The sequence below is a fragment of the Variovorax sp. KK3 genome, assembly GCF_001984055.1.
Taxonomy (GTDB): Bacteria; Pseudomonadota; Gammaproteobacteria; order Burkholderiales; family Burkholderiaceae_C; genus Variovorax.
The window spans coordinates 28,025-52,049 of the sequence record NZ_LYVO01000021.1 but is presented as its reverse complement, the minus strand read 5'-3'; the positions used below and the strand labels follow the sequence as shown (position 1 = coordinate 52,049).

Below are 24,025 nucleotides of genomic sequence, written 5' to 3'. Positions count from 1 at the left end.
GGCAAACACTCTTGCGGGCCGCCTTCGGGCGGCTCTTTGCTTTTTGCGGCGCGGGTGCATAATCGCCCCCGCCCTGCCCCACCATGAACCGACTCGCGTCCATCCTGCCGCCCGCTCAAGTCCTCGTGAGCGTCGACGCCACGAGCAAGAAAAGAGCTTTCGAAGAAGCCGGCTTGCTGTTTGAAAACCTGCACGGCCTCGGCCGCGCCCTCATCACCGACAGCCTGTTCGCGCGCGAGCGCCTGGGCTCCACCGGGCTGGGGCACGGCGTCGCCATCCCGCACGGGCGGATCAAGGGCCTCAAGTCGCCCATGGCCGCCGTCTTCCAGCTGGAAAACCCGATCGGCTTCGACGCGCCGGACGAACAACCGGTCGTGCTCCTGATCTTTCTCCTGGTGCCCGAAGCGGCCACCCAGAAACATCTCGAAATACTCTCCGAGATCGCCGAGTTGCTCAGCGACGCCGGCTTGCGCGAGCAGATCAAGTCGAGCAAGGACGCCGCGCAGCTGCATGCCCTGATCGCAGGATGGCAATCGGCCCAGGTCGCTTGAGGCAGCGCCGCTGCCACTGCATGGGACCGTCTGGCGCATGAAGCCGACCGTCATCAGCGCCGACGCGATGTTCGAGGAGTTCCGCGGCTCGCTCCGGTGGGAGTGGCTGGCGGGCCTCGGCGCCTCGGAGCGCCAGTTCGATCCTGGCGTCATCAGCCGTGCCCAATCGGCGGCCGACCTCGTCGGCTACCTCAACTACATCCATCCCTACCGCGTGCAGATTCTCGGCGCGCGCGAGGTGGCCTACCTGATGCGCGGTTCGCCGGAAGACTGCGTGCGCCGCATCGCCCGCATCGTGACCCTGGAGCCGCCCATGCTGGTGCTGGCCGACGGCCAGAGCGCGCCGGACCAGCTGCTGTCGATTTGCGAGCGGGCGCAACTGCCCCTGTTCGCGACGCGGGAGTCCTCCGCCTTCGTCATCGACCTGCTGCGCGCGTACCTGTCCAAGCACTTCGCCGAGCGCACCTCGATGCACGGCGTGTTCATGGACATCCTGGGCATGGGCGTGATGATCACCGGCGAGTCGGGACTCGGGAAGAGCGAGCTGGGCCTCGAACTGATCTCGCGCGGCAATGGCCTCGTCGCGGACGACGCGGTCGACCTCTACCGAATCAACCAGGCGACCCTGGAAGGGCGCTGCCCCGACCTGCTGCAGAACCTGCTGGAAGTGCGCGGCATCGGCCTGCTGGACATCCGGGCCATCTTCGGAGAGACGGCCGTGCGCCGGAAGATGCGGCTCAAGCTCATCGTGCACCTCGTGCGGCGCGACAGCTTCGAGCGCGACTACGAGCGCATGCCGTCGGCGCCGCTGACCCAGGACGTGCTGGGCATCCCGGTGCGCAAGGTGATCATCCAGGTGGTGGCCGGCCGCAACATCGCCGTGCTGGTCGAAGCCGCCGTGCGCAATTCGATCCTGCAACTGCGCGGCATCGACACCTACGCGGACTTCGTCGCGCGCCACCACAAAGCCATGGAAGGCAGCCGGGACGACGACTAGCCCACGGTGTCGTTCATCGTGCCGGAGGCCGCCGCCAGGCCGCCCCAAGGCGGCCGCGCCTCCCCCTCGGGGGGTGAAGTTATACGAGCGAAGCTCTTGAAAAGCCGGGGGGCTTTATCTCTTGCTGGCGCAGTCGGCGCACAAGCCGTACAGCGACATCGCGTGATCCTGCAGGATCCACCCCTTGTCCTTCGACACGATCTGCTGGCGCTGCTCGATCTCGGGGTCGTAGAACTCCTCGACCTTGCCGCAGGCGGTGCAGATCAGATGGTCGTGGTGCTTGCCCTCGTTGAGCTCGTACACAGCCTTGCCGCTCTCGAAGTGGCTGCGCTCGAGGATGCCGGCCTGCTCGAACTGCGTCAGCACCCGGTAGACAGTGGCCAGGCCGATGTCGGAGTGTTCGTTGAGCAGCACGCGGAAGACGTCTTCCGCCGTCATGTGGCGCTGGCCGCCGTTCTGGAAGATTTCCAGGATCTTGAGGCGGGGCAGCGTGGCCTTGAGGCCGGTGTTCTTGAGTTCGTCGATGTTGGCCATGGTCATTCCTGCGTCCCCTCCCCGGGAGGGCCGGCAGAGGGCCAGCCGCTACAATCGCCCGATCATATCGCTTGCCCTCCTGGCCCTTTTCCATGCCTGAGATTTCACAACGCCGCTCGTGGCTGCTCGTCGGCGCCGTCGCCGCGACGCTCAGCCTGGCGGCCTGCAGCAGCTTCAACGAACGTTCGCGCAACGCGCTCAATGCCATCACCCCCTACAAGGTCGAAGTGGTGCAGGGCAATTTCGTGTCCAAGGAGCAGGTCGAGCAACTCAAGCCCGGCATGTCGCGCCAGCAGGTGCGCGAAATCCTGGGCACCTCGCTGCTCAACGACGTCTTTCACTCCAACCGCTGGGACTACGTCTTCACCATCCGGCGCCAGGGCGTCGAGGCGCAGCAGCGCCGGCTGACCGTGTTCTTCAACGGCGAGGTGCTCGACCGCTTCGAGGGCGACACGATGCCCAGCGAGCAGGAGTTCGTCGCCGCGGTCGACGCCCGTGGACGTGCCGGCAAGGTGCCGGTGCTGGAGGCCACCGAAGACCAGCTCAAGAAATTCGACACGGCCAAGGACAAGGCCAAGACGGCCGAGGGCGATTCGCCGTCCGCCGCGTTGCCGCCGCTGCCTCCCAGCTATCCGCCGCTCGAATCCGGCCGTTGATGCGATAGAAGTGCGCTAGTGGCGCGCTGTTGGCGCGCCGTTCGAGCCGTCCGAGTGGCCGGCCATTTTCGAAGGCTTGTCGCGTGACCGATTCTTCCTCTTCCACCACTCCGCTGCGCCGCGTCGCGGTGGCCGGCGCTTCCGGCCGCATGGGCCACATGCTGATCGAGGCCGTGCGCGCGTCGGGCGACTGCCGCCTGGCCGGCGCCCTCGACATCGCAGGCAGCGCCGCGCTCGGCAGCGACGCCGGCGCATCCCTCGGCTTCGCGAGCGGCGTGCCCGTCGTGGCCGATCTGCGCCAAGGCCTGCAGAACGCCCAGGTGCTGATCGACTTCACCCGCCCCGAGGGCACGTTGGCGCACCTGGCCGTGTGCCGCGAGCTGGGCGTGCAGGCCGTGATCGGCACCACCGGCTTCAGCGACGCACAAAAAGCCGAGATCGCCGCTGCCGCCAAGGACATCGCGATCGTCATGGCGCCCAACATGAGCGTGGGCGTGAACGTCACCTTCAAGCTGCTCGAGATGGCGGCCAAGGCGCTGTCCACCGGCTACGACATCGAGGTCATCGAGGCCCACCACCGCCACAAGATCGACGCGCCGTCGGGCACTGCGCTCAAGATGGGCGAGGTGATCGCCGACGCGCTGGGCCGCGACCTGAAAGACTGCGCCGTCTACGCCCGCGAAGGCGTCACCGGCGAGCGCGACCCGTCCTCCATCGGCTTCGCGACCATCCGCGGGGGCGACATCGTCGGCGAGCACACCGTGCTCTTCGCCGGCACCGGCGAACGCATCGAGATCTCGCACAAGTCCGGCAGCCGCGCCAACTACGCCCAGGGCAGCCTGCGTGCCGTGCGTTTCCTGGCCGGGCGCCAGAGCGGGCTCTTCGACATGTTCGACGTTCTCAACCTGCGATGACGGTCCTGGAGCTGCTCACCCACGGCGATGGCGTCAGCCGCTCGGTGGCGGCCCTGCTCCTGCTGATGTCGGTGGCGAGTTGGGTGGTGATCCTCTGGAAGGCCTGGCTGCTGCGCGGCGGCACGCGCGACGTGGCGCGCAGCATTGCGGCGTTCTGGCAATCCGGCTCGCTGCAGGATGCCGAACAGCAGCTGCGCAGCTTCGACCGTGCGGCACTGGTGTGGCCGGCAGTCAGCGCGGTGCGCCAGCTGGCGGTCGATCCCGACCCGACCACGCTGGGCGGCGCGGTCGATCGTTCGCAGCGGCTGACGCGGGTGCTGCGCGACGCGCTCCATGCCGCGCTTCGCCGTTTGCAGTCGGGCCAGATCCTGCTCGCCACGGTCGGCGCCACGGCGCCCTTCGTCGGCCTGCTGGGCACGGTCTGGGGCATCTACGGCGCGCTGACCGGCATCGCCGGCGAGACCGGCGGCTTCACCATCGACAAGGTGGCCGGCCCGGTGGGCGAGGCGCTGATCATGACGGCCTTTGGCCTGGCGGTCGCGATTCCGGCCGTTCTGGCCTACAACGTCTTCGGCCGGGTGGTCGGCCGCATCGAGGCCGAGCTGGAAGGCTTCGCGCACGATCTGCTCGGCGCGCTTGCACACGTGCCCACGCGCGAGACGCCCTTGCCGCCTGCGCGGCCTATGCCCGCCTGAGGCGCCTGGCCATGGCTTTCGGTCGCACCTCCCTCGGCAGCACGGCCACCGGCGGCCGCGCGATCGGTGGCGGCGGGCAGCGCCCGCTGTCCGACATCAACGTCACGCCGCTCGTCGACGTGATGCTGGTGTTGCTGGTGATCTTCATCATCACCGCGCCGCTGATGGCCAGCTCGATCAAGCTCGACCTGCCGCGCACGGCGGCCGGCCAGCCCACCGACACGCCGAAGTTCGTGAGCCTGTCGGTCAACGCGGCCGGCGAGGTCTTTCTCAACGACCAGCCCGTGACCGCCGAGGTGCTGGCCGAGCGGCTGCGCAAGGCCGCCGCAGACAGCCCCGACACCGAGATCCAGCTGCGCGCCGACCAGGCCGTGCCTTATGGCCGGGTCGTAGAACTCATGGGCATCGCCAACCAGGCCGGCCTCGGCCGCATCGGCTTCGTGACCGAGGCGCCGCTCAAGAGGCCCTGACGAGCCCGGAGTCCTCCCCATGATGGAGGCGAGCCGGGTCTTCGCGGCCGGTGCCGAGCGGCAGGCGGTTGCCAGCCGCGATAATCCGCTTTTCCCCGGTTCCCGGCCACCCGCTGCCGGGCCGTTGTTGCCCTGTCCAATGAACCCCAGCTACAAACCCAGTGACGTCGAGTCGGCCGCCCAGGCGGCCTGGACCGCGGCCGACGCCTACCGCGTGACCGAGGACGCGCAAAAGAAGAAGTACTACGCCTGCTCGATGCTGCCGTACCCCAGCGGCAAGCTGCACATGGGCCACGTGCGCAACTACACCATCAACGACATGCTCACGCGCTACCTGCGCATGAGCGGCTACAACGTGCTGATGCCGATGGGCTGGGACGCCTTCGGCCTGCCGGCCGAGAACGCGGCGCTCAAGAACGGCGTGCCCCCGGCCAAGTGGACGTTGGAGAACATTTCGTACATGAAGGGCCAGCTGCAGGCCATGGGCCTGGCGATCGACTGGAGCCGCGAGATCGCCACCTGCGACCCGAGTTACTACAAGTGGAACCAGTGGCTGTTCCTCAAGATGCTCGAGAAGGGCATCGCCTACCGCAAGACGCAGGTGGTCAACTGGGATCCGGTCGACCAGACCGTGCTCGCCAACGAGCAGGTGATCGACGGCAAGGGCTGGCGCACCGGGGCCACCGTCGAGCGGCGCGAAATCCCCGGCTATTACCTGAAGATCAGCGACTACGCGGAAGAGCTGCTCGACCACACCCAACACAGGCTGCCGGGCTGGCCCGAGCGCGTCAAGCTGATGCAGGAAAACTGGATCGGCAAGAGCGAGGGCGTGCGCTTCGCCTTCCCGCACGACATCAAGGACGAAAAGGGCGAGCCGATCCAGGGCGGCCGCATGTACGTCTTCACGACGCGCGCCGACACCATCATGGGCGTGACCTTCTGCGCCGTGGCGCCCGAGCATCCGCTGGCCGCGCACGCTGCCAAGTCCGACCCCAAGGTGGCCGCCTTCATCGAAGACTGCAAGGCCGGCGGCACCACCGAGGCCGAACTGGCCACGCAGGAGAAGAAGGGCGTGCCCACGGGCCTCTTCGTGCAGCACCCGATCACCGAAGAGCCGGTGCCGGTGTGGGTGGGCAACTACGTGCTGATGGGCTACGGCGACGGCGCCGTGATGGGCGTGCCGGCCCACGACGAGCGCGACTTCGCCTTCGCCAACAAGTACGGCATCGAGATCATCCAGGTGGTGCTGGTCGACGACGAGCCGCACTTCGACTACCACCGCTGGCAGGAGTGGTACGCCGACAAGCAGCGCGGCGTGACCATCAACTCCGACAACTTCAGCGGCATGTCGTACCCCGAGGCGGTGAAGGCGGTCGCCCACGCCCTGGCGCAGAAGGGCCTGGGCGAGATGCAGACCACCTGGCGCCTGCGCGACTGGGGCGTGAGCCGCCAACGCTATTGGGGCACGCCGATCCCCATCATCCACTGCGACGAGCATGGCGCAGTGCCGGTGCCCGAGAAAGACCTGCCGGTGGTGCTGCCCACCGACTGCGTGCCCGACGGCTCGGGCAATCCGCTGAACAAGCACGAAGGTTTTCATGCCGGCGTGGTCTGCCCCGTGTGCGGCAAGGCCGCGCGGCGCGAGACCGACACCATGGACACCTTCGTCGACAGCGCCTGGTACTTCATGCGCTACTGCGACCCGACGAACGACGAGGCCATGGTCGCCGAGGGCGCCAGGTATTGGATGCCCATGGACCAGTACATCGGCGGCATCGAGCACGCGATCCTGCACCTGCTCTATGCGCGCTTCTGGACCAAGGTGATGCGCGACATGGGCCTGGTCAAGGCCGACGAGCCCTTCAGCAAGCTGCTGACCCAGGGCATGGTGCTCAACCACATCTTCTACCGGCGCAACGAGAAGGGCGGCAAGGAATACTTCCCGCCTTCCGAAGTGACGCAGGCGCTCGACGCACAGGGCCGCGTCAGCGGCGGCACGCTGGCCGACGGCACGGCGGTCGAGTACGGCGGCGTCGGCAAGATGGGCAAGAGCGAACGCAACGGCGTCGACCCGCAGGACCTGATCGAGAAGTACGGTGCCGACACCGCGCGCCTGTACACCATGTTTACCGCCCCGCCCGAGGCCACGCTCGAGTGGAACGATGCGGCGGTGGAAGGCAGCTACCGCTTCCTGCGCCGCGTGTGGAACTACGGCGTGGCGCTCGGCACCGCCGAGGCCGCCGTGCCCGAGGGCGACCAGATCGACCTGGAAACCGTCGACCCGCGCGCGGCCTTCGGCAAGGAGGCCAAGGCGCTGCGCCGCGAGGTGCATACCGTGCTGCGCCAGATCGACTACGACTACCAGCGCATGCAATACAACACCGTGGTGTCCGGTGCGATGAAGCTGCTGAATGCGCTCGAAGGCTTCAAGTCCGACGCCAGCCCCGGCGACCGCGCTGCCGCCCGCGAGGGCTTCGGCATTTTGCTGCGCTGCCTCTACCCTGCCACGCCGCACATCACGCATTCGCTGTGGCATGCGCTGGGCTACGACCGCCTGCAAGGCCCGTTGCTCGATGCATCCTGGCCCGCGGTCGACGCGGTGGCGCTCGAGCAGGACGAGATCGAACTGATGCTGCAGGTCAACGGCAAGCTGCGCGGCTCGCTGCAGGTGCCTGCCCAGGCCACCAAGCCCGAGATCGAGAAGCTCGCGCTGCAGAGCGAGGCCTTCGTCAAGTTTGCCGAGGGGGCGTCGCCCAAGCGCGTGATCGTGGTGCCGGGTCGGCTCGTCAACGTGGTGATCTGAGGCACGGCATGAACGAATCTTTTCTGTCCCGCCGCGCCGTGATCTTGGGCGGCGCTTCCGCGTTGCTGCTGGCGGGCTGCGGCTTCCAATTGCGCCGTGCGCCGGACTTCGCCTTCAAGTCACTGTCGGTGCCGGGCAGGTCGGCGTTCGTGAACGCGTTGCGCCGCCAGTTCCGTGCTGCGGGCAACGTCGAGCTGATCCCGGAAGAGGAGAAGGACCGCGCGGACGCCATTCTGGAGGTGCTTTCCGAAACCCGCGGGACCGCCGTGCTCTCGACCAACTCGGCCGGCCAGGTGCGCGAACTGCAGTTGCGCCTGACCATGCGCATCCGCCTGCGCACGCCGGGCGGCAAGGAACTGCTGGGCCCGACCCAGATCGAGCAGTACCGCGACATCACCTACAACGAAACCGCTGCGCTTGCCAAGGAAGGCGAGACCGAGCTGCTGTACCGCGACATGCAGAGCGACATCGCCCAGCAGACGCTACGCCGCCTGGCGGCGGTGAAAAGCCTCTGAGCCGATGCAGCTCGCGGCCGCCCAGCTCGATGCGCACCTGCAGAAGGGGCTCAAGCCGCTGTACGTCATCCACGGCGACGAGCCTCTGCTGGCGCAGGAGGCCGCCGATGCCATCCGCACGGCGGCACGCGCGCAGGGCTACACCGAGCGCAGCTCGTACACGGCGGCGGGCGCGCATTTCGACTGGAGCGCGGTGCTCGCGGCCGGCGGTTCGCTGAGCCTCTTCGCCGAGCGGCAGATCGTCGAGATCCGCATTCCGTCGGGCAAGCCCGGCAAGGACGGGAGCACCGCGCTGCAGCAGATCGCCGAGTCGGCCGTCGGCAACGACAGCACGCTGACGCTGGTGCTGCTTCCCCGGCTCGACAAGGCCACGCGCACCGGTGCCTGGTTCACGGCGCTCGAGGGCCACGGCGTCAGCCTGGCGGTCGAGACCGTCGAGCGCGCCGCGCTGCCACCCTGGATCGCGCAGCGGCTCGCGCGGCAAGAGCAGCGCGTGAAGGCCGGTGAAGAAGGCCAGCGCACCCTGCAGTTCTTCGCCGACCGGGTCGAAGGCAACCTGCTGGCCGCGCACCAGGAGATCCAGAAGCTGGCCCTGCTGTATCCGCCCGGGGAGTTGGGCTGGGAGCAGGTCGAGGCCGCGGTCAACAACGTCGCGCGCTACGACGTGTTCAAACTCTCGGAGGCCGTGCTGGGCGGGCAGCCGCAACGCGTGGCGCGCATGCTCGACGGCCTGCAGGCCGAGGGCGAGGCCGAGGTGCTGGTGCACTACACGCTGGCCGAGGACATCCGCGCCCTCAAGCGCGTCAAGGACGCCATGGCCGCGGGCCGGCCGCTGCCCATGGCCCTGCGCGAAAACCGCATCTGGGGCCCGCGCGAGCGTGCCTTCGAGCGCGTGCTGCCGCGCCTGGACGAGCGCGCCTTGGCCCGGCTCCTGCGCGCGGCCCATGTGGTAGACGGCATCGTCAAGGGGCTCAAGCAGCCCGACTGGCCGGCCAGCGGCTGGCAGGCGCTGCAGCGGCTGGCCTTGATGCTGTGCCGGGCCTGCGCGGCTGCGCCCGCGCGCGGCTGACGGGCCGGGATACGGGCAGCTCGGCGCTGCCCCTTCGTTGCAATTTCGGGAACGGGGCGTTTCCTCGCGGCGCCCGGACGTCCGGGCCCTGCGTGGGAGAATTCCGCCCCATGAATGCCTTCAATGTCGACGAATACATGCAGACCCTGGGGATGCAGGCCAAGACGGCCGCTGCCCTGATGGCGAAGGCCACCGCCGCCACCAAGAGCCAAGCACTGCGGGCGCTGGCGCGGCGCCTGCGCGAGAGCGTCGAGGCCTTGGCGCCGGCCAATGCGCAAGACCTGGAACGCGCCCAGGCGGCCGGCCTCTCGGCGCCGATGGTCGACCGGCTGCGGCTCGGCCCCAAGACCATCGAGACCGTGGCGCTCGGCTGCGAGCAGCTGGCCGCGATGCCCGACGTGATCGGCGAGGTCATCGGCATGCGCCAGCAGCCCAGCGGCATCCGGGTCGGCCAGATGCGGGTGCCGATCGGCGTCTTCGGCATGATCTACGAGAGCCGACCCAACGTGACCGTCGAGGCCGCCAGCCTCGCCATCAAGAGCGGCAATGCGGCCATCCTGCGTGGCGGTTCGGAGGCGATCGAGTCCAACAAGGCGCTGGCCGCGCTGGTGGGCGAGGCACTGGCGGAGGCCGGCCTGCCGGTGGAGGCGGTGCAACTGGTGCAGACCACCGATCGCGAGGCCGTCGGCCGGCTGATCGCCATGCCCGAGTTCGTGGACGTGGTCATTCCGCGCGGCGGCAAGGGCCTCATCGAACGCATCAGCCGCGAGGCCAAGGTGCCCGTCATCAAGCACCTGGACGGCAACTGCCACGTGTACGTCGACGACACGGCCGAGCTCGACATGGCGGTGCGCATCGTGGACAACGCCAAGACCCAGAAGTACAGCCCGTGCAACGCCGCCGAAGGGCTGCTGGTGGCGGCCTCGATGGCCGAGAGCTTCCTGCCCGAGATCGGGGCCATCTTCGCGGCCAAGGGCGTCGAGATGCGCTGCGACCCGGCCGCCGCGCGCATCCTGCGCACCGACGGTGCGCTGCCCCCGGGTGCCAAGGTGGTCGATGCGGTCGAGTCCGACTGGTCGGAGGAATACCTGGCCGCCGTCATCAGCATCAAGGTGGTGACGGGTGTGGACGAGGCCATCGACCACGTCAACCGCTATTCCAGCCACCACACCGACGCCATCGTCACCCGCGACCACCTGCATGCCCAGCGCTTCCTGCGCGAAGTCGACTCCGCCAGCGTGATGGTGAACGCCAGCACCCGCTTCGCCGACGGCTTCGAGTTCGGGCTGGGCGCCGAGATCGGCATCAGCACCGACAAGTTTCATGCGCGCGGGCCGGTGGGCATCGAGGGCCTGACCTCGCTCAAATACGTGGTGCTGGGCCAGGGCGAAGTGCGCACCTGAAGTGGAGGGCCAGCCGGGCGCGCTTGTCATCTTGGGTGCCGCCCTCAAATCCTACAATTCCACTCCACCTTTCGCCGCGAAAACAAACGACAAGGCCGCCGCATGGTTCCCCATCTCGTCACCGCCCTGACGGGCCCGATCAACGAGCTCGAACAGCGCATCCTCGACTCCATGCCTGCCATCGAGCGCTGGTTCCGGCTCGAATGGATGGAGCACACGCCGCCCTTCTACAGCTCGGTCGACATCCGCAATGCCGGCTTCAAGCTGGCGCCGGTCGACACCAACCTCTACCCGCGAGGCTGGAACAATCTCACCGAGGACATGCTGCCGCTCGCGGTGCAGGCCGCGCAGGCCGCCATCGAGAAGATCTGCCCCGAGGCGCGCAACCTGCTCGTCATCCCCGAGAACCACTCGAAGAACACGTTCTACCTGGCGAACGTGGCCCGGCTGGTGCGCATCTTCCACATGGCCGGCCTCAACGTGCGGGTCGGCTCGGTCGACCCGGCAATCAAGTCGCCAAAGAAGATCGAACTGCCGCACGGCGAAAGCGTGTGCCTCGAACCGGTGGTGCGCACCCGCCGGCGCCTGGGCCTCAAGCACTTCGACCCCTGCACCATCCTCGTCAACAGCGACCTGTCGGCTGGCGCGCCGGGCATCCTGGAAGACCTGCACGAGCAGTACCTGCTGCCGCCGCTGCACGCCGGCTGGTCGGTGCGCCGCAAGAGCAACCACCTGCACAGCTACGAAGAGGTGTCCAAGCGCTTCGGCAAGCTGCTGGGCATCGACCCGTGGCTCATCAACCCCATGTACGCGCGTGCCGGCGGCGTCGACCTGACCGAGGGCAAGGGCCTGGACGTGCTGACCAGCCACGTCGATGCGCTGCTGACCAAGGTCCGTCGCAAGTACAAGGAATACGGCATCAACGAAAAGCCATTCGTGGTGGTCAAGGCCGACAACGGCGCCGACCCGATGGGCGTGATGACCGTGCGCGACGTCAAGGACCTCGAGGTCTTCGGCCGGCGCGGCAAGGCGCCGACCCTGTCGGGCCAGGAAGCGCCCCAGGGCCCGACTGACCTGATCGTTCAGGAAGGCGTGCTCACCAACGAGCGCGTGCACGACGGCGTGGCCGAGCCGGTCGTCTACATGATGGACCGCTACGTGGTCGGCGGCTTCTACCGCGTGCATGCCGAGCGCAGCCCGGACGAGAACCTCAACATGCCGGGCGCCAGCTTCGTGCCCTTGGCTTTTTCGGAGAGTGCGCACTTACCGCAGCCGGGCGCCAAGCCGGGCGCGAGCGCACCCAACCGCTTCTACATGTACGGCGTGATTGGCCGCCTGGCCATGGTGGCAGCCAGCTACGAAATGGAAGCGACCAATCCGGACGCCGAGACCTACGAATAAGTTCTTGTCGAGCGGCCTTGCGGCGCATCGGGGCAGCGGCAAAATAGCGGGCCCATAGCAACGCAAATTCCCGAGGGCGGAGGGCGACGCGAAGGCCGCATGCGGCCGTCGAGGCGCCCCGGCGTGCATCCCGCGCCGGTCACCCTTTTGCATCCTCCTTCGTGTCCCCCACCAAATCCTCCTCCGCCGCGCTGATCCTCGCGGCCATCGGTGTCGTCTACGGCGACATCGGCACCAGCGTGCTGTATGCGGTCAAGGAGGTTTTCGGGCACGGGCACGTGCCTTTCACGATCGAGAACGTCTACGGCATCCTGTCGATGTTCTTCTGGACGCTGACGGTCATCGTCTCGCTCAAGTACGTGGTGCTCGTTCTGCGCGCCGACAACGAGGGCGAAGGCGGCCTGGTCGCGATGCTGGCCCTGGCCTCGCAGGCGGTGGTCGACAAGCCGAAGCTGCGCAACGTGCTGCTGGTGGTGGGCATCTTCGGCACCTCGCTTTTCTATGGCGACGGCGTGATCACGCCGGCCATCTCGGTGCTGTCGGCGGTCGAGGGCCTGGAGGTCGTGTCGCCGCACTTCCGGCACTACGTGATCCCGATCACGCTGGTGGTGCTGTTCTGCCTGTTCGCCGTGCAGAAGCACGGCACCGCGGGCATCGGCCGCTTCTTCGGCCCGATCACGCTGGCCTGGTTCGTCACCATCGCACTGCTGGGCGTTTCGCAGATCCTCACCCATCCCGAGATCCTCAAGGCCATCAGCCCGTTGTATGCGTTGCGCTTCATGTGGGACAACCCGGGCACCAGCTTCATCATCCTGGGCGCCACGGTGCTCTGCGTGACCGGCGCCGAGGCGCTGTACGCCGACCTCGGGCACTTCGGCAAGCGGCCGATCCGCGTCGCCTGGTTCTCGGTGGTGATGCCCGCGCTCGTGCTCAACTACTTCGGGCAGGGCGCACTGCTGCTCGAGAACCCGGCGGCGGTGAAGAACCCGTTCTTCATGATGGCCCCCGACTGGGCCTTGATTCCGCTGGTGGTGCTGGCCACCGCCGCGACGGTGATCGCGTCGCAGGCGCTCATCACCGGTGCGTTCAGCGTCACCCGGCAGGTGATCCAGCTTGGCTACCTGCCGCGCATGAACATCGAACACACCAGCGTGCGTGCCGCGGGGCAGATCTACATTCCCCTGGTCAACTGGGGCCTGTTCGTCGCCATCGTGCTGGCGGTGCTGATGTTCCGCTCGTCGAGCAACCTGGCCGCGGCCTACGGCATCGCCGTGACCACCGACATGCTCATCACCACGGTGCTCACCTTCTTCGTGATTCGCCACGCATGGAAGTACCCGCTGTGGCTCTGCGTGCTGGCCACCGGCTGGTTCTTCGTGGTCGACTTCCTGTTCTTCGCCTCCAACCTGCTCAAGCTCTTCGAGGGTGGCTGGTTCCCGCTGCTCATCGGCGGCTCCATCTTCATGCTGATGCTGACCTGGAAGGAAGGCCGGCGGCTCATGGGGCAGGTGCAGCTGGCCGAGGCCATCGACCTGCGCGAGTTCCTCGCGTCGGTCTTCGTCAGCCCGCCAGCCCGGGTGGAGGGCACGGCCGTCTTCCTGACCGCCGAGCCCGGCGTGGTGCCCAACGCGCTGCTGCACAACCTCAAGCACAACAAGGTGATGCACGAGCAGAACCTGTTCGTCACCGTGCGCAACCATGAGGTGCCGTGGATTCCCATGGACAAGCGCATCGAGATGGAACCGCTCGGCCACCACTGCTGGCAGGTGGTCGTGCACTACGGTTTCAAGAACGACGTCGACCTGCCGCGCGCGCTCGAGCATGCGCGGCTGCGCGGCTGCCAGCTCGAGCCCATGACCACCAGCTACTTCCTGTCGCGCGACGTCGTCATTCCCACGCTGGGCAGCGGCATGGCGCCGTGGCGCGAAAAGCTCTTCGCGCAGATGCACCACAGCGCGAGCGGGGCCGCCAACTTCCTGAGCCTGCCGAACAACGCGGTCGTCGAGCTGGGCTCCAAGATCGAAATCTAGGCAAGCGGGCCCCATGCGTTTCTTCAAGGACCTGAGCCTCTCGTCCTTCACCGCCGGCTTCGTCGCCGTGCTCGTGGGGTTCACGAGTTCGGTGGCCATCGTGTTCCAGGCCGCACAGGCCTTCGGCGCAACGCCCGAGCTGATCAGCTCGTGGATGTGGGCGCTCGGCCTCGGCATGGGCCTGAGCTCGGCACTGCTGTCGTTGTGGTGGCGCAAGCCGGTGATGATCGCCTGGAGCACGCCCGGCGCGGCGGTGCTGGCAGTGGCCGGCGCGGGCCATGGCATGGGCGAGGCGGTCGGTGCCTTCATCGTCTGTGCGCTGCTCATCACACTGGCCGGCGCCACCGGCTGGTTCGAGCGCGTGATGAACCGCATTCCCATGGCGCTCGCCTCGGCGCTGCTGGCCGGCGTGCTGGCCCGCTTCGGCCTCGAGGCCTTCCTGGCCGCGCGCACCGCGCTGCCGCTGGTGCTGCTGATGCTGCTGAGCTACCTGGTCACGCGCCGCCTGCTGCCGCGCTACGCGGTGCCGCTCACCCTACTGGCGGCAATCGTTTTCGTGGCTGCGCGCGGCGAGCTGGCCTGGGCTGCCGTGCAGTTCAGCATGGCGGTGCCGGTCTTCACCATGCCAGTGTTCAGTTGGCAGGCAACCGTGAGCCTGGCGCTGCCGCTCTTCGTCGTCACGATGGCATCGCAGAACCTGCCGGGCGTGGCGGCGATCCGCGCGGCCGGCTACGACCTGCCGATCTCGAAGCTGATCACCGCGAGCGGCCTGGCGACGCTGGTGCTCGCGCCCTTCGGCGCCTTCGCGATGAACCTGAGCGCGATCACTGCCGCCATCTGCATGGGGCGCGAAGCACATGAAGACCCGGCGCGCCGCTACACCGCGGCCGTGACCTGCGGCGCCATCTACGTCGTCATCGGGCTCTTCGGCGCAGCGGTCACGGGCCTGCTGACCGCCTTCCCTAAGGAACTGGTCGCGGCCATCGCCGGCCTCGCGCTGCTGGGCACCATCGGCGGCGGCCTGGCCGCGGCGGTGCGCGACGAACCGCATCGCGAGGCGGCGCTCATCACTTTCCTGGTCACGCTCTCGGGCCTCACCATCGCAGGCATCGGCTCCGCCTTCTGGGGCGTGGTGGCCGGCGCCCTGGCACTCGCCATCCAGCAGCTGGGCCGGCGCAAACCCTTCGCCGGCAAGGACATCGCACCTGCCTGCAAGATCAGACAAGACGCCCGGGCCGCGGCAGAAGCGGCCCGCCCCTCATCGACCGCCGGAAAGACACCCTGATGCACATCCTTTTCGTTGCCGATCCGCTCGAGCAGTTCAAGATCTACAAGGACACCACCTTCTCGATGATGCGCGAGGCCCAGCGGCGCGGGCACAAGCTCTCGGCCTGCGTGCCGCAAGACCTCACCTGGCAGCGCGGCCGCCCCGTCACCGCCAAGGTGCGCGAGATCGTGCTGACCGGCGAAGACGACTGGTTCCGCGAGGAAGGCGTGATCGAGCGGCCCCTGCATGCCTTCGATGCGGTGCTGATGCGCAAGGACCCACCCTTCGACGCCGAGTACATCTACGCCACCCACCTGCTGGAGCAGGCCGAGCGCGAGGGTGCGCGCGTCATCAACCGGCCGCGCGCGCTGCGCGACCATCCCGAGAAGCTGGCGATCATGGAGTTCGCCGAGTACACGACGCCCACGCTGGTCACGCGCGATGCGGCCGCGGTGAAGGCCTTCCATGCCGAGCACCAGGACATCATCTTGAAGCCGCTCGACGGCATGGGCGGCATGGGCATCTTCCGCGTGCGCGCCGACGGGCTCAACCTGGGCTCGATCATCGAGACGCTCAACAAGGACGGTGCCGAGACCATCATGGTGCAGCGCTTCGTCCCCGAGATCACGCAGGGCGACAAGCGCATCCTGGTGATCGCCGGCCGGCCGGTGCCGCATAGCCTGGCGCGCATTCCGCAAGGCAGCGAAGTACGCGGCAACCTGGCCGCCGGCGGCAAGGGTGTGGCGCAGCCGCTCACCGACCAGGACCGGCGCATCGCCGAGGCCATCGGCCCGGTGCTCTACGAGCGCGGGCTGCTGCTGGTGGGGCTGGATGTCATCGGCAATTCGCTGACCGAGATCAACGTGACCAGCCCGACCTGCTTCCAGGAAATCACGGAACAGACCGGCTTCGACGTGCCGGCCATGTTCATCGATGCGTTGGAGGCAGAGCTTAAATAGGCTCTCCCCCAGGCTCGCTCACTTCGTGTCGCTCTCGCACCCCCTTCCGGGGGCAACACCAGCGGCCCGGCAAAGCCGGTTCCGCGGTGTTCCTGGCTAAAGCCGGGTCTTCCAGAGAGCTAGAAGTCGACGGAGGCGGTCAGGCTGAAGGTGCGCGGATTGCCCAGCACCAGGTAGCCTGCGCCGGGCGAGCCGCCGACGGATGCCCAGTAGTCGCGGTTGGCCACGTTGTCGATGCGGGCGCGCAGCGTCACCAGGCGGCCGGCCATCTCGGTGATGTAGCGCGCGCCGATGTCGAATCGGGTCCAGCCGGACACGCGCAGCGTGTTGGCGGCGTCGGCGAAGCTGGAGCCGCTCGCGATCATGCGGGCGTTGAGCGACAGGCCGCGCACACCCGGCACGTCCCATTCCACGCCGATGGTGCCTTGCTGCTTGGGCACGCCGATGACGCGGCGGCCGTCGGTGGTGGCGCTGCCGGTTTCCTTCTGCTTGGCGTCGAGCAGCGTCACGCCGCCCAGCACGCGCAGGCCCTTCACCGGCTCGCCGAAGGCGGTCAGCTCCAGGCCGTTGTGGCGGTCCTTGCCCTCCGAGACATAGGCACCCGACGCGTTCTGCAGTGCGCGCGGCTTTTCGATGGAGAACAGCGCCGCGGTGGCGCCGATGCCGCCGCCGTCGTACTTGACGCCGAGTTCCTTCTGCTTGGCGACGTAAGGCGACAGCGCCTGGCCGGCGTTGGTCACCGGACGGCCGTTGACCACGGCCGGCGCCGTTTCGCCGATCGCCAGGCTCTCGATGTAGTTCGCGTACACCGAGAACTCCTTCGTCGCCTTGAAGACGATGCCTGCGGCCGGGCTGGTGCGGCTTTGGTCGTAGTTGCCGGTCTGCACGCCGGTGTTGTAGGCGAAGCTGTCGACGTTCAGCGTCTGGCGGCGCGCGCCGAGCGTGAGCAGCAGCGAGTCGTCCAGGAAGGACATCGTGTCGCCGATGACGTAGCTGGTGAGGCGCTTCTTCGCGGTCGTCTGCGGCGACGTCAGGTCGTTGCCGCCGAGCGAGAACGCGCTGAACAGCGGCTGGTAGGGCGTCGGGATCGGGTTGTAGAGGTTGGTGTTCTGCGTGTTGAGGAAGTCGAAGCGGTAGGCGTTCTTGCGGTCCGATTCGAAGTAGTCGTAAGCGGCGACGAGCTCGTGCTTGACCGGCCCGGTCGCGAACTTGCCGCGCAGGCCGACCTGGCCCGTCTGCACCTTCTCGATGCCCGTGTTGTCGAAGCGGTAGGTGGTGCCGGCGCCGGTCAGCGCATTGCTCACGCTGAGGTTGGCCAGCGAGTTGGCTTCCACGCCGCGGCGCATGCCGCCCGCGAACCAGCCGGTGATGTTGTCGGTGAAGTCGTATTCGCCGCGCACGGTGCCAAAGGTGTCGCGCTCGTTCGAATAGCTCCAGGGTTGCGCCCAGTTGGTCTTGGCGTCCGGCGCCGATGGCACGAGCGTGACGCCCGATGCGAGCGTGACGTTGGTGCGCGTTTCGCGCAGGCGGTGCTCCTGGTGGCCGATGTCGGCCGACAGGCGGGCGTTGCGGCTGCGCCAGTCGAAGCCGACGGACACCACGTCGAGCTTGACGTTCTCGTTGTCGACGCCGGTGCCGCCGTTGCGGTGGGCCGCGTTGATGCGGATGCCCAGGCTCTGGTCGGGCCCGAAGCGGCGTGCGATGTCGGTCGCGGCATAGACCTGCGAGCCGCTCGAACCGCCCAGCGTGAACTGGGTGAGCGGCTCGCTGCCCGCGCGCTTGGGCAGCAGGTTGACCGAGCCGCCGATCGCGTCACCGCCCGGCGAGGCGCCGGTCAGGAAGGCACTGGCGCCCTGCAGTACTTCGACGCGCTCGAACAGCTCCGACGAGATGTACTGGCGCGGCAACAGACTGTAGAGCCCGTTGTAGGCGGTGCTGTCCGAATTCAGCAGGAAGCCGCGGATGAAGTACGACTCCTGGAAGTTGCCGAAGCCGCGCGCCACGCGCACCGAGGGGTTGTTCTGCAGCACGTCGCCGACGCTGCGGGCCTGCTGGTCCTGGATCAGCTCGTTGGTGTAGCTGGTCACGCCGAAGGGCGAGCTCATGTAGTCCTGGTTGCCCAGCACGCCGACGCGGCCGCCGCGCGCCACTTGGCCGCCGGCGAACGGCTTGGTCAGGCCTTCGGCCGAGGCATCGGCACTGGCCTCGACGGTCACGGTGGATAGGGTGGAACTGGGTGCCGCGGGCTCGGCCGGTGCCGGCTGCGTCTGGGCGTGGGCCGCCCACGCGAGAAGGGTGAGCGTGGCGGCGGCGGCGGGGCGCAGGCGGTTGTGGAGGGCGGGCATGGACGGTTCCGGCGGCGGTTGCAAATGCGAACTCAAATGAGAACCGTTATTGTCTACGACAAAGGTCTTACGAATGAGGGCTCTGTTGCGCCGCCGACACAGTCGCGGCGGCCGCCCGCCGCTCGGCCGCAGGTCAGGGGAAAGTCAGGCGCGCCGCTCGCCGTCCACGAACACCGCCAGCTCGCCGGGCGCGAAAGCGGTCCAGCGTTCGTTGGTCGTCAGCGGTGCGGTGACCACCACGGCCACCCGGTCGTCGGGCGTGGTGTGCTCCGCGAAATCGATCGACAGGTCTTCGTCCGACAGCTCCGCCGTGAGGAACGGGTGCCGCCGCTCGATGTACCAGAGGTTCGTCGAGGCATGCGACCACAGCGCCTGCCCGTTCGAGAGCATGAAGTTGAAAGTGCCGTTGCGCGCGATGCGTGGCGCCAGCTCGCGCAGCGTGATCGTGAGTTCCTCGACGGTCGGCACGCCGGCGTGTGACTTGGCCAGCTCTTGCATGATCCAGCAGAAGGCGTGCTCGCTGTCGGTGCTGCCCACCGGGTGGAAGTTGCCGTGCAGCCGCGGGCGAAAGTCCTTGAGGTCGCCGTTGTGCGCGAACACCCAGTAGCGGCCCCACAGCTCGCGCACGAAGGGGTGGCAGTTCTGCAGGTTCACCGCACCCTGCGTGGCCTTGCGGATGTGGGCGATGACGTTGCGGCTCGCGATGGGGTAGCGGCGGATCAGCTCGGCCACCGGCGACTCGCAGGCCGGCTGGTGGTCGACGAAGTGCCGCAGCCCGCGGTCTTCGAAGAAGGCGATGCCCCAGCCGTCGGCATGGTGGTCGGTGCGCCCGCCGCGCTGCGCGAAGCCCGTGAAGCTGAAGGTCACGTCCGTCGGCGTGTTGCAGTTCATCCCGAGGAGCTGGCACATGGGCTCGATTAGAACGCAGCCGCCGGCGCTTCAGGCGGCGGGTTTTTCGCGCAGCTGCCAGGCCGCGCACATCGCCAGGGCGCACAGGCCCGCGAGCATCGCGAACACTTCGTCGAAGGCCGCCAGGCGCGCGGCGCTGGTCGTCGGGTTCGCCAGCGAATCGCCGTGCGCGGCCAGCCGCCATTCGAGCACCACCGCGCACAGGCTCACGCCGGCAGCGCCGCCCAGCATGCGCAGGAAGTTGATCGCGCTGGCGCCCTGCGGGATCAGCGGCTTCTCGAGCGGCCGCATCGCCCCCAGGTTGAGCGACGGCAGGATGAAGCCCAGGCCGACCCGGCCGATCACCGCGAACAGGGCGAGCAGCCAGAGAGCGCTGTCCAGGCGCAGCACGAGCATCAGCGCGAAGGACAGCGCCAGCAGCGCCAGGCCGATGGACACCAGCAGCCAGGTCGGCTGCCGGTCGGCCAACCGCCCCACGCCCGCGATCGCGAAGGCCAGCACGATGCCGGCCGGCAACAGGATGGTGCCGACGAGCGAGGCCGACAGCTGCAGCCCCACCTGCATGTACACCGGCAGCAGGTAGGTCGAGCCGAACAGCGCCGTGCCGTAGATGAAAGCGACCACGCTGCCCATGGCGAACTGGCGGTGCCGGAACAACGCCAGGTTCATCAGCGGTGCGCCGCCCACGGCCGCCACGCGCCGCTGCCAGGCGATGAAGGCGCCGAAGGCGATGCCGGCACCGGCCAGCAGCGCGGTGGCCTGCAGCGGTGCGTCGCCGCGCAGCTCGACCAGCCCGTTGAGCAGGCACAGCGTGCCCACCGTGCCCAGCGCGAGCCCGCCCCAGTCGAGCCCCGCGCCGCGCGCGGCGGTGACGCCGCCCGGCGCCGTGACCGGCACGAAGCGGTAGGCCAGCCAGATCGATGCGAGGCAGAAGGGCACCACCATGAAGAAGATCGAGCGCCAGCCGAACAGGTCGACCAGCACCCCGCCGATGCTGGGGCCCACCGCAGGTGCCAGCACCACGCCCATGCCGAAGATGCCGCTGGCGCGGCCTTGCTCGTGAGGCTCGAACGCACGCAGGATGATGATGGCCGGGATCGGCTGCACCACGCCCGCGGCAAGCCCTTCGGCCACGCGCGCGGCCAGCACCAGCGGGTAGTGGTTCGCGAGCCCGCCCACCACGCCGCCCACCAGCAGCAGCACCATCGTGCCGACGTAGGTGCGCCGGTAGCCGTAGCGTGTCAGCAGCCACGGCGTAGTGAGCATCGAGACCGTCATCGCCACCATGAAGCCGGAGCTGACCCACTGCGCCCGTTCCTGCCCCAGCGCGAAGTGGTGGCTCATGCCGGGAATCGCCACGTTGACGATGGTCGAGGACATGATCGACGCCATCACGCCGACCATCACCGACAAGAGCAGCAGCCAGCGGTAGCGCGTGCCGTAGCGTTCGGCGAGGGTCGGGGTGGAGAGGGCGGTGTCGGGCATCGGTGGCAGCCGGCTGGGCTGTCCTACAGGATATCGGGCTTTGGGCGCCGTTCCTGCCGGACTGCTGCCCGCAAAATGATCCGCCGCCCATTGAGCCTGCGAGTACAACACCATGGAAGAAACAGCGTCCGCCGACCCCGCCGTCGTCGAACAGAACCCCGCCGACGCGACTCCGGTCGACGAGGCCTCGACCCAGCCTTCGCTCGCTGCCGAGCTCAAGGCGCCCACCGTCACGCGCGCCTACCAGTGCCAGTGCGGCCGGCCCGTGTTCCTGCGCAACAGCCAGTGCCTCGCCTGCGGCACGCCGCTCGGCTACGTCGAAGAGAAGCTCGGCGTGGTGCCGCTCGCGCCGGCCACGCACGAAGGCGCCGAGCCCGACACCTTCACCGTCTTCGGCGACACGAACGGCAGGGCCTATCGATCCTGCGCCAACCTCATGACGCCGGCCGCCTGCAACTGGATGGTGCCGGCGCCGCGCGAGGGTGACGATCCGTCCTTCAACACCGACGGCTTGGTGCCCGGCATGTGCCTGGCCTGCAGCGTGACGCGCACGATCCCCGACCTGTCGATCGAGGCGAATGGCGAACTGTGGCGCAAGCTCGAGCTGGCCAAGCGGCGCTTGATCTCGCAGCTGCTCGCGCTCGGGCTGCCCGTGGTCACGCGCCTGTCCGATCCAGATCATGGCCTGGCCTTCGACTTCCTCGGCAACCTGCCGGGCGGTCCGCACGTCACCACCGGCCACAGCATGGGCGTGATCACGCTCAATGCCGAAGAAGCCGAGGACGCGGTGCGCGAGCGCATCCGCGCAGAGATGCGTGAGCCGTACCGCACGCTGGTCGGCCACTTCCGCCACGAGATCGGTCACTACTACTGGGACCTGCTGGTGCAACCCACCTCGTGGCTCGATGCCTTTCGCGAACTCTTCGGCGACGAGCGCGCCGACTACGCGGGCGCATTGCAGAACCACTACAACAACGGCCCGCCCATCGACTGGGCGCTGCGCCACGTCACCAGCTACGCGAGCGCGCATCCCTGGGAAGACTGGGCCGAGACATGGGCGCATTACCTGCACATGGCGGACACGGCCGACACCGCCAAGAGCTTCGGCGTCGACGCGCAGAACGTCGAGCTGACGAGCGACCTGTTCGAGCTGTCGGACCTGTGGCAGCCCGAGCATCCGGGGGCGTCCGAGTTCCTCGACTTCCTCAATGGCTGGCTGCGTTTGACCAACGTGCTCAACGAGCTGTCGCGCAGCATGGGCCAGCCCGACTTCTATCCCTTCGTGCTGCCGCACGAGGCGGTGCGCAAGCTGCATTTCATTCATGAGGTGATTGCGCAGCAACGCACGGGGGGTGAAGGGCCTGTGACGGAGCCGCCGATCGCCGACAGCCCTACGGCGGAGGCACCGGCAGCGGCTTGACTTGCTCCCTCTCCCTCTGGGAGAGGGCGGGGGTGAGGGCACCGAGCCGTGGATTGGCCTCAGCGCTTCATCGACCGCCCAGTGCGCTCACCCCAACCCTCTCCCAGAGGGAGAGGGAGCAAGACCTGAAGCACAGCGTGCGCAGATGCACGCAAGGCCGCGTGCTTCCGCGGGAATGCGTGCCAGAACTTCGGTAGCGATCGAACCCTGCATGCACCAGCAACTCCCCTGCGGCTCCCCGGTCTCCCGCTCGAGCTCTACGGCGCAGCGATTGACCTCGCCGCACAGCGGACAGCGCGTCGCATCCACCCGCTGCCTCTGCACAGTCACTTCGCGATCTCGAAAGCCGGCAGCTTCTTCGCCACCGTCTCGTTCTTCAAGCTCACGTAGACCGGCAGCCCGTCGCGGTAGTCCGGATAGTCTTCGCCCTGGATCAGCGGCAACAGATACGCGCGCCCCTTGTCGCTGATGCCGTAGCCGTCGGCCGAGATGTAGTCGCGCGGCATGAACTTCTCGTTGTTGGCCACCTGGTCGAGCGGCGCGCTGCCGATGGTGTACGCATACGGCGAATCGGACGTGCGCTCGATCGTCGGCATCACCGAGTTCTTGCCTTCGAGCGCCAGCTCCACCGCGCGCTGGCCCAGCTCGTAGGCCTGGCGTGCGTCGGTGGCCGATGCGATGTGTCGGGCCGAGCGCTGCAGGTAGTCGGCCACCGCCCAGTGGAATTTGAGGCCCAGCGCCTCCTTCACCATCTGCGCCACCACCGGTGCCGCGCCACCGAGCTGCGCGTGGCCGAACGCGTCTTTCGTGCCTTGCTCGGCGAGGAAGCGGCCGTCCGGGTGGTGCGCACCCTCGGACACCACCACCGTGCAATAGCCATGGTGCTTGACCAGCGCATCCACGCGCGCGATGAAGGCCGGCTGGTCGAACGGAATCTCAGGGAACAGGATCACCACAGGAATCCCGTGGTCCGCCGCCAGTCCACCCGCCGCAGCAATCCACCCCGCGTGACGACCCATCACCTCGAGCACGAACACCTTGGTCGAGGTCGCGGCCATCGAGCGCACGTCGAGCGAAGCCTCGAGCGTCGACACCGCGACGTACTTCGCCACCGATCCGAAGCCGGGGCAGCAGTCGGTCAGCGGCAGGTCGTTGTCGATGGTCTTGGGCACGTGGATGGCCTGCAGCGCATAGCCCATCGACTGCGAGAGCTGGCTCACCTTGAAGCAGGTGTCGGCCGAGTCGCCGCCACCGTTGTAGAAGAAATAGCCGATGCCGTGGGCCTTGAACACCTCGATCAGCCGCTCGTATTCGCGGCGGTTCTTTTCGAGCGACTTCAGCTTGTAGCGGCACGAACCGAACGCCCCCGCGGGCGTGGTGCGCAGCGCCGCGATCGCCGCGTCGGATTCGCGGCTCGTGTCGATCAGCTCTTCGGCCAGCGCGCCCAGGATGCCGTTGCGCCCGGCGTACACGGTGCCGATGCGGTCGGCGTGCCGGCGGGCCGTTTCGATGACGCCCGAGGCGGACGCGTTGATCACCGACGTCACACCGCCGGACTGGGCATAGAAGGCATGGAGGGTAGGCATACGGCCATTCTGCTGC

At 68.1% G+C, this 24,025-nt stretch carries 21 protein-coding genes; 15 read left to right on the top strand and 6 right to left on the bottom strand.

All coding sequences use genetic code 11. From position 1 onward, the window contains the following. Positions 1–83 precede the first annotated feature (83 nt). Both B0W80_RS12565 and hprK read left to right on the top strand, forming a co-directional pair. Positions 84–551 (top strand): PTS sugar transporter subunit IIA, encoded by a 468-nt coding sequence (locus B0W80_RS12565; protein WP_076999479.1) that lies wholly within the window; start codon positions 84–86, stop codon positions 549–551. Positions 552–588: 37 nt separating this feature from the next. Next, positions 589–1,548, top strand: coding sequence for an HPr(Ser) kinase/phosphatase (gene hprK / locus B0W80_RS12560; RefSeq protein ID WP_076999478.1), 960 nt, complete (start codon positions 589–591; stop codon positions 1,546–1,548). A 114-nt stretch (positions 1,549–1,662) separates the two neighbouring features. On the opposite strand, the gene fur is transcribed toward hprK, so the two are convergent. Continuing rightward, a complete protein-coding gene (gene fur, locus B0W80_RS12555) occupies positions 1,663–2,082 on the bottom strand; it encodes a ferric iron uptake transcriptional regulator (RefSeq protein ID WP_076999477.1) in 420 nt (139 codons plus the stop codon). A 92-nt stretch (positions 2,083–2,174) separates the two neighbouring features. Here fur and B0W80_RS12550 point away from each other — a divergent pair, with 92 nt between their 5' ends. From B0W80_RS12550 to gshB, 12 genes are all read left to right on the top strand, one after another. After that, on the top strand, positions 2,175–2,738 hold the full coding sequence (locus B0W80_RS12550; RefSeq protein ID WP_076999476.1) for an outer membrane protein assembly factor BamE: 564 nt from the start codon (positions 2,175–2,177) through the stop codon (positions 2,736–2,738). Positions 2,739–2,821: 83 nt separating this feature from the next. Further along, positions 2,822–3,652 carry a 4-hydroxy-tetrahydrodipicolinate reductase gene (dapB, locus tag B0W80_RS12545; protein ID WP_083745344.1) on the top strand — a complete coding sequence of 277 codons (831 nt, stop codon included), beginning with the start codon at positions 2,822–2,824 and terminating at the stop codon, positions 3,650–3,652. Beyond that, positions 3,649–4,347: a MotA/TolQ/ExbB proton channel family protein gene (locus B0W80_RS12540; RefSeq protein WP_076999475.1), complete on the top strand. Its 699-nt coding sequence runs from the start codon at positions 3,649–3,651 to the stop codon at positions 4,345–4,347. The genes dapB and B0W80_RS12540 overlap by 4 nt, the downstream gene beginning before the upstream one ends. Before the next feature lie 11 nt (positions 4,348–4,358). Beyond that, entirely contained in the window at positions 4,359–4,817 is a 459-nt protein-coding gene (locus B0W80_RS12535) for a biopolymer transporter ExbD (RefSeq protein ID WP_076999474.1), read from the top strand. Positions 4,818–4,956: 139 nt separating this feature from the next. Then, the gene (gene leuS / locus B0W80_RS12530) at positions 4,957–7,620 is read left to right on the top strand and encodes a leucine--tRNA ligase (protein WP_076999473.1); all 2,664 of its coding nucleotides are present in this window, start codon (positions 4,957–4,959) and stop codon (positions 7,618–7,620) included. Positions 7,621–7,628: 8 nt separating this feature from the next. Beyond that, the gene (lptE, locus tag B0W80_RS12525) at positions 7,629–8,135 is read left to right on the top strand and encodes an LPS assembly lipoprotein LptE (protein ID WP_076999472.1); all 507 of its coding nucleotides are present in this window, start codon (positions 7,629–7,631) and stop codon (positions 8,133–8,135) included. 4 nt (positions 8,136–8,139) lie between these two features. After that, on the top strand, positions 8,140–9,204 hold the full coding sequence (gene holA, locus B0W80_RS12520) for a DNA polymerase III subunit delta (protein WP_076999471.1): 1,065 nt from the start codon (positions 8,140–8,142) through the stop codon (positions 9,202–9,204). A 110-nt stretch (positions 9,205–9,314) separates the two neighbouring features. Beyond that, positions 9,315–10,607: a glutamate-5-semialdehyde dehydrogenase gene (locus tag B0W80_RS12515; protein ID WP_076999470.1), complete on the top strand. Its 1,293-nt coding sequence runs from the start codon at positions 9,315–9,317 to the stop codon at positions 10,605–10,607. A 102-nt stretch (positions 10,608–10,709) separates the two neighbouring features. After that, positions 10,710–12,008, top strand: coding sequence for a glutamate--cysteine ligase (gene gshA / locus B0W80_RS12510; RefSeq protein WP_076999469.1), 1,299 nt, complete (start codon positions 10,710–10,712; stop codon positions 12,006–12,008). Positions 12,009–12,169: 161 nt separating this feature from the next. Then, positions 12,170–14,038, top strand: coding sequence for a potassium transporter Kup (locus tag B0W80_RS12505; protein WP_076999468.1), 1,869 nt, complete (start codon positions 12,170–12,172; stop codon positions 14,036–14,038). 13 nt (positions 14,039–14,051) lie between these two features. Continuing rightward, positions 14,052–15,323: a benzoate/H(+) symporter BenE family transporter gene (locus B0W80_RS12500; RefSeq protein WP_076999467.1), complete on the top strand. Its 1,272-nt coding sequence runs from the start codon at positions 14,052–14,054 to the stop codon at positions 15,321–15,323. After that, positions 15,323–16,264, top strand: coding sequence for a glutathione synthase (gene gshB / locus B0W80_RS12495; RefSeq protein WP_179106894.1), 942 nt, complete (start codon positions 15,323–15,325; stop codon positions 16,262–16,264). Before B0W80_RS12500 ends, gshB begins: the two co-directional genes overlap by 1 nt. 119 nt (positions 16,265–16,383) lie before the next feature. On the opposite strand, the gene B0W80_RS12490 is transcribed toward gshB, so the two are convergent. The 3 genes from B0W80_RS12490 to B0W80_RS12480 form a co-directional block, all read right to left on the bottom strand. Continuing rightward, the gene (locus B0W80_RS12490; protein ID WP_076999465.1) at positions 16,384–18,609 is read right to left on the bottom strand and encodes a TonB-dependent siderophore receptor; all 2,226 of its coding nucleotides are present in this window, start codon (positions 18,607–18,609) and stop codon (positions 16,384–16,386) included. 144 nt (positions 18,610–18,753) lie between these two features. Then, positions 18,754–19,518: a class II glutamine amidotransferase gene (locus tag B0W80_RS12485; protein WP_076999464.1), complete on the bottom strand. Its 765-nt coding sequence runs from the start codon at positions 19,516–19,518 to the stop codon at positions 18,754–18,756. A 30-nt stretch (positions 19,519–19,548) separates the two neighbouring features. After that, the gene (locus tag B0W80_RS12480) at positions 19,549–21,003 is read right to left on the bottom strand and encodes an MFS transporter (RefSeq protein ID WP_076999463.1); all 1,455 of its coding nucleotides are present in this window, start codon (positions 21,001–21,003) and stop codon (positions 19,549–19,551) included. A gap of 112 nt (positions 21,004–21,115) precedes the next feature. Here B0W80_RS12480 and B0W80_RS12475 point away from each other — a divergent pair, with 112 nt between their 5' ends. Beyond that, the gene (locus tag B0W80_RS12475; protein ID WP_076999462.1) at positions 21,116–22,423 is read left to right on the top strand and encodes a putative zinc-binding metallopeptidase; all 1,308 of its coding nucleotides are present in this window, start codon (positions 21,116–21,118) and stop codon (positions 22,421–22,423) included. 87 nt (positions 22,424–22,510) lie between these two features. Here B0W80_RS12475 and B0W80_RS12470 read toward each other — a convergent pair whose 3' ends face one another. Further along, entirely contained in the window at positions 22,511–22,732 is a 222-nt protein-coding gene (locus tag B0W80_RS12470) for a cysteine-rich CWC family protein (protein ID WP_306171857.1), read from the bottom strand. A gap of 17 nt (positions 22,733–22,749) precedes the next feature. Next, complete coding sequence (locus tag B0W80_RS12465) at positions 22,750–24,009, bottom strand: 6-phosphofructokinase (protein ID WP_076999460.1); 1,260 nt, start codon at positions 24,007–24,009, stop codon at positions 22,750–22,752. Positions 24,010–24,025: the final 16 nt, after the last annotated feature.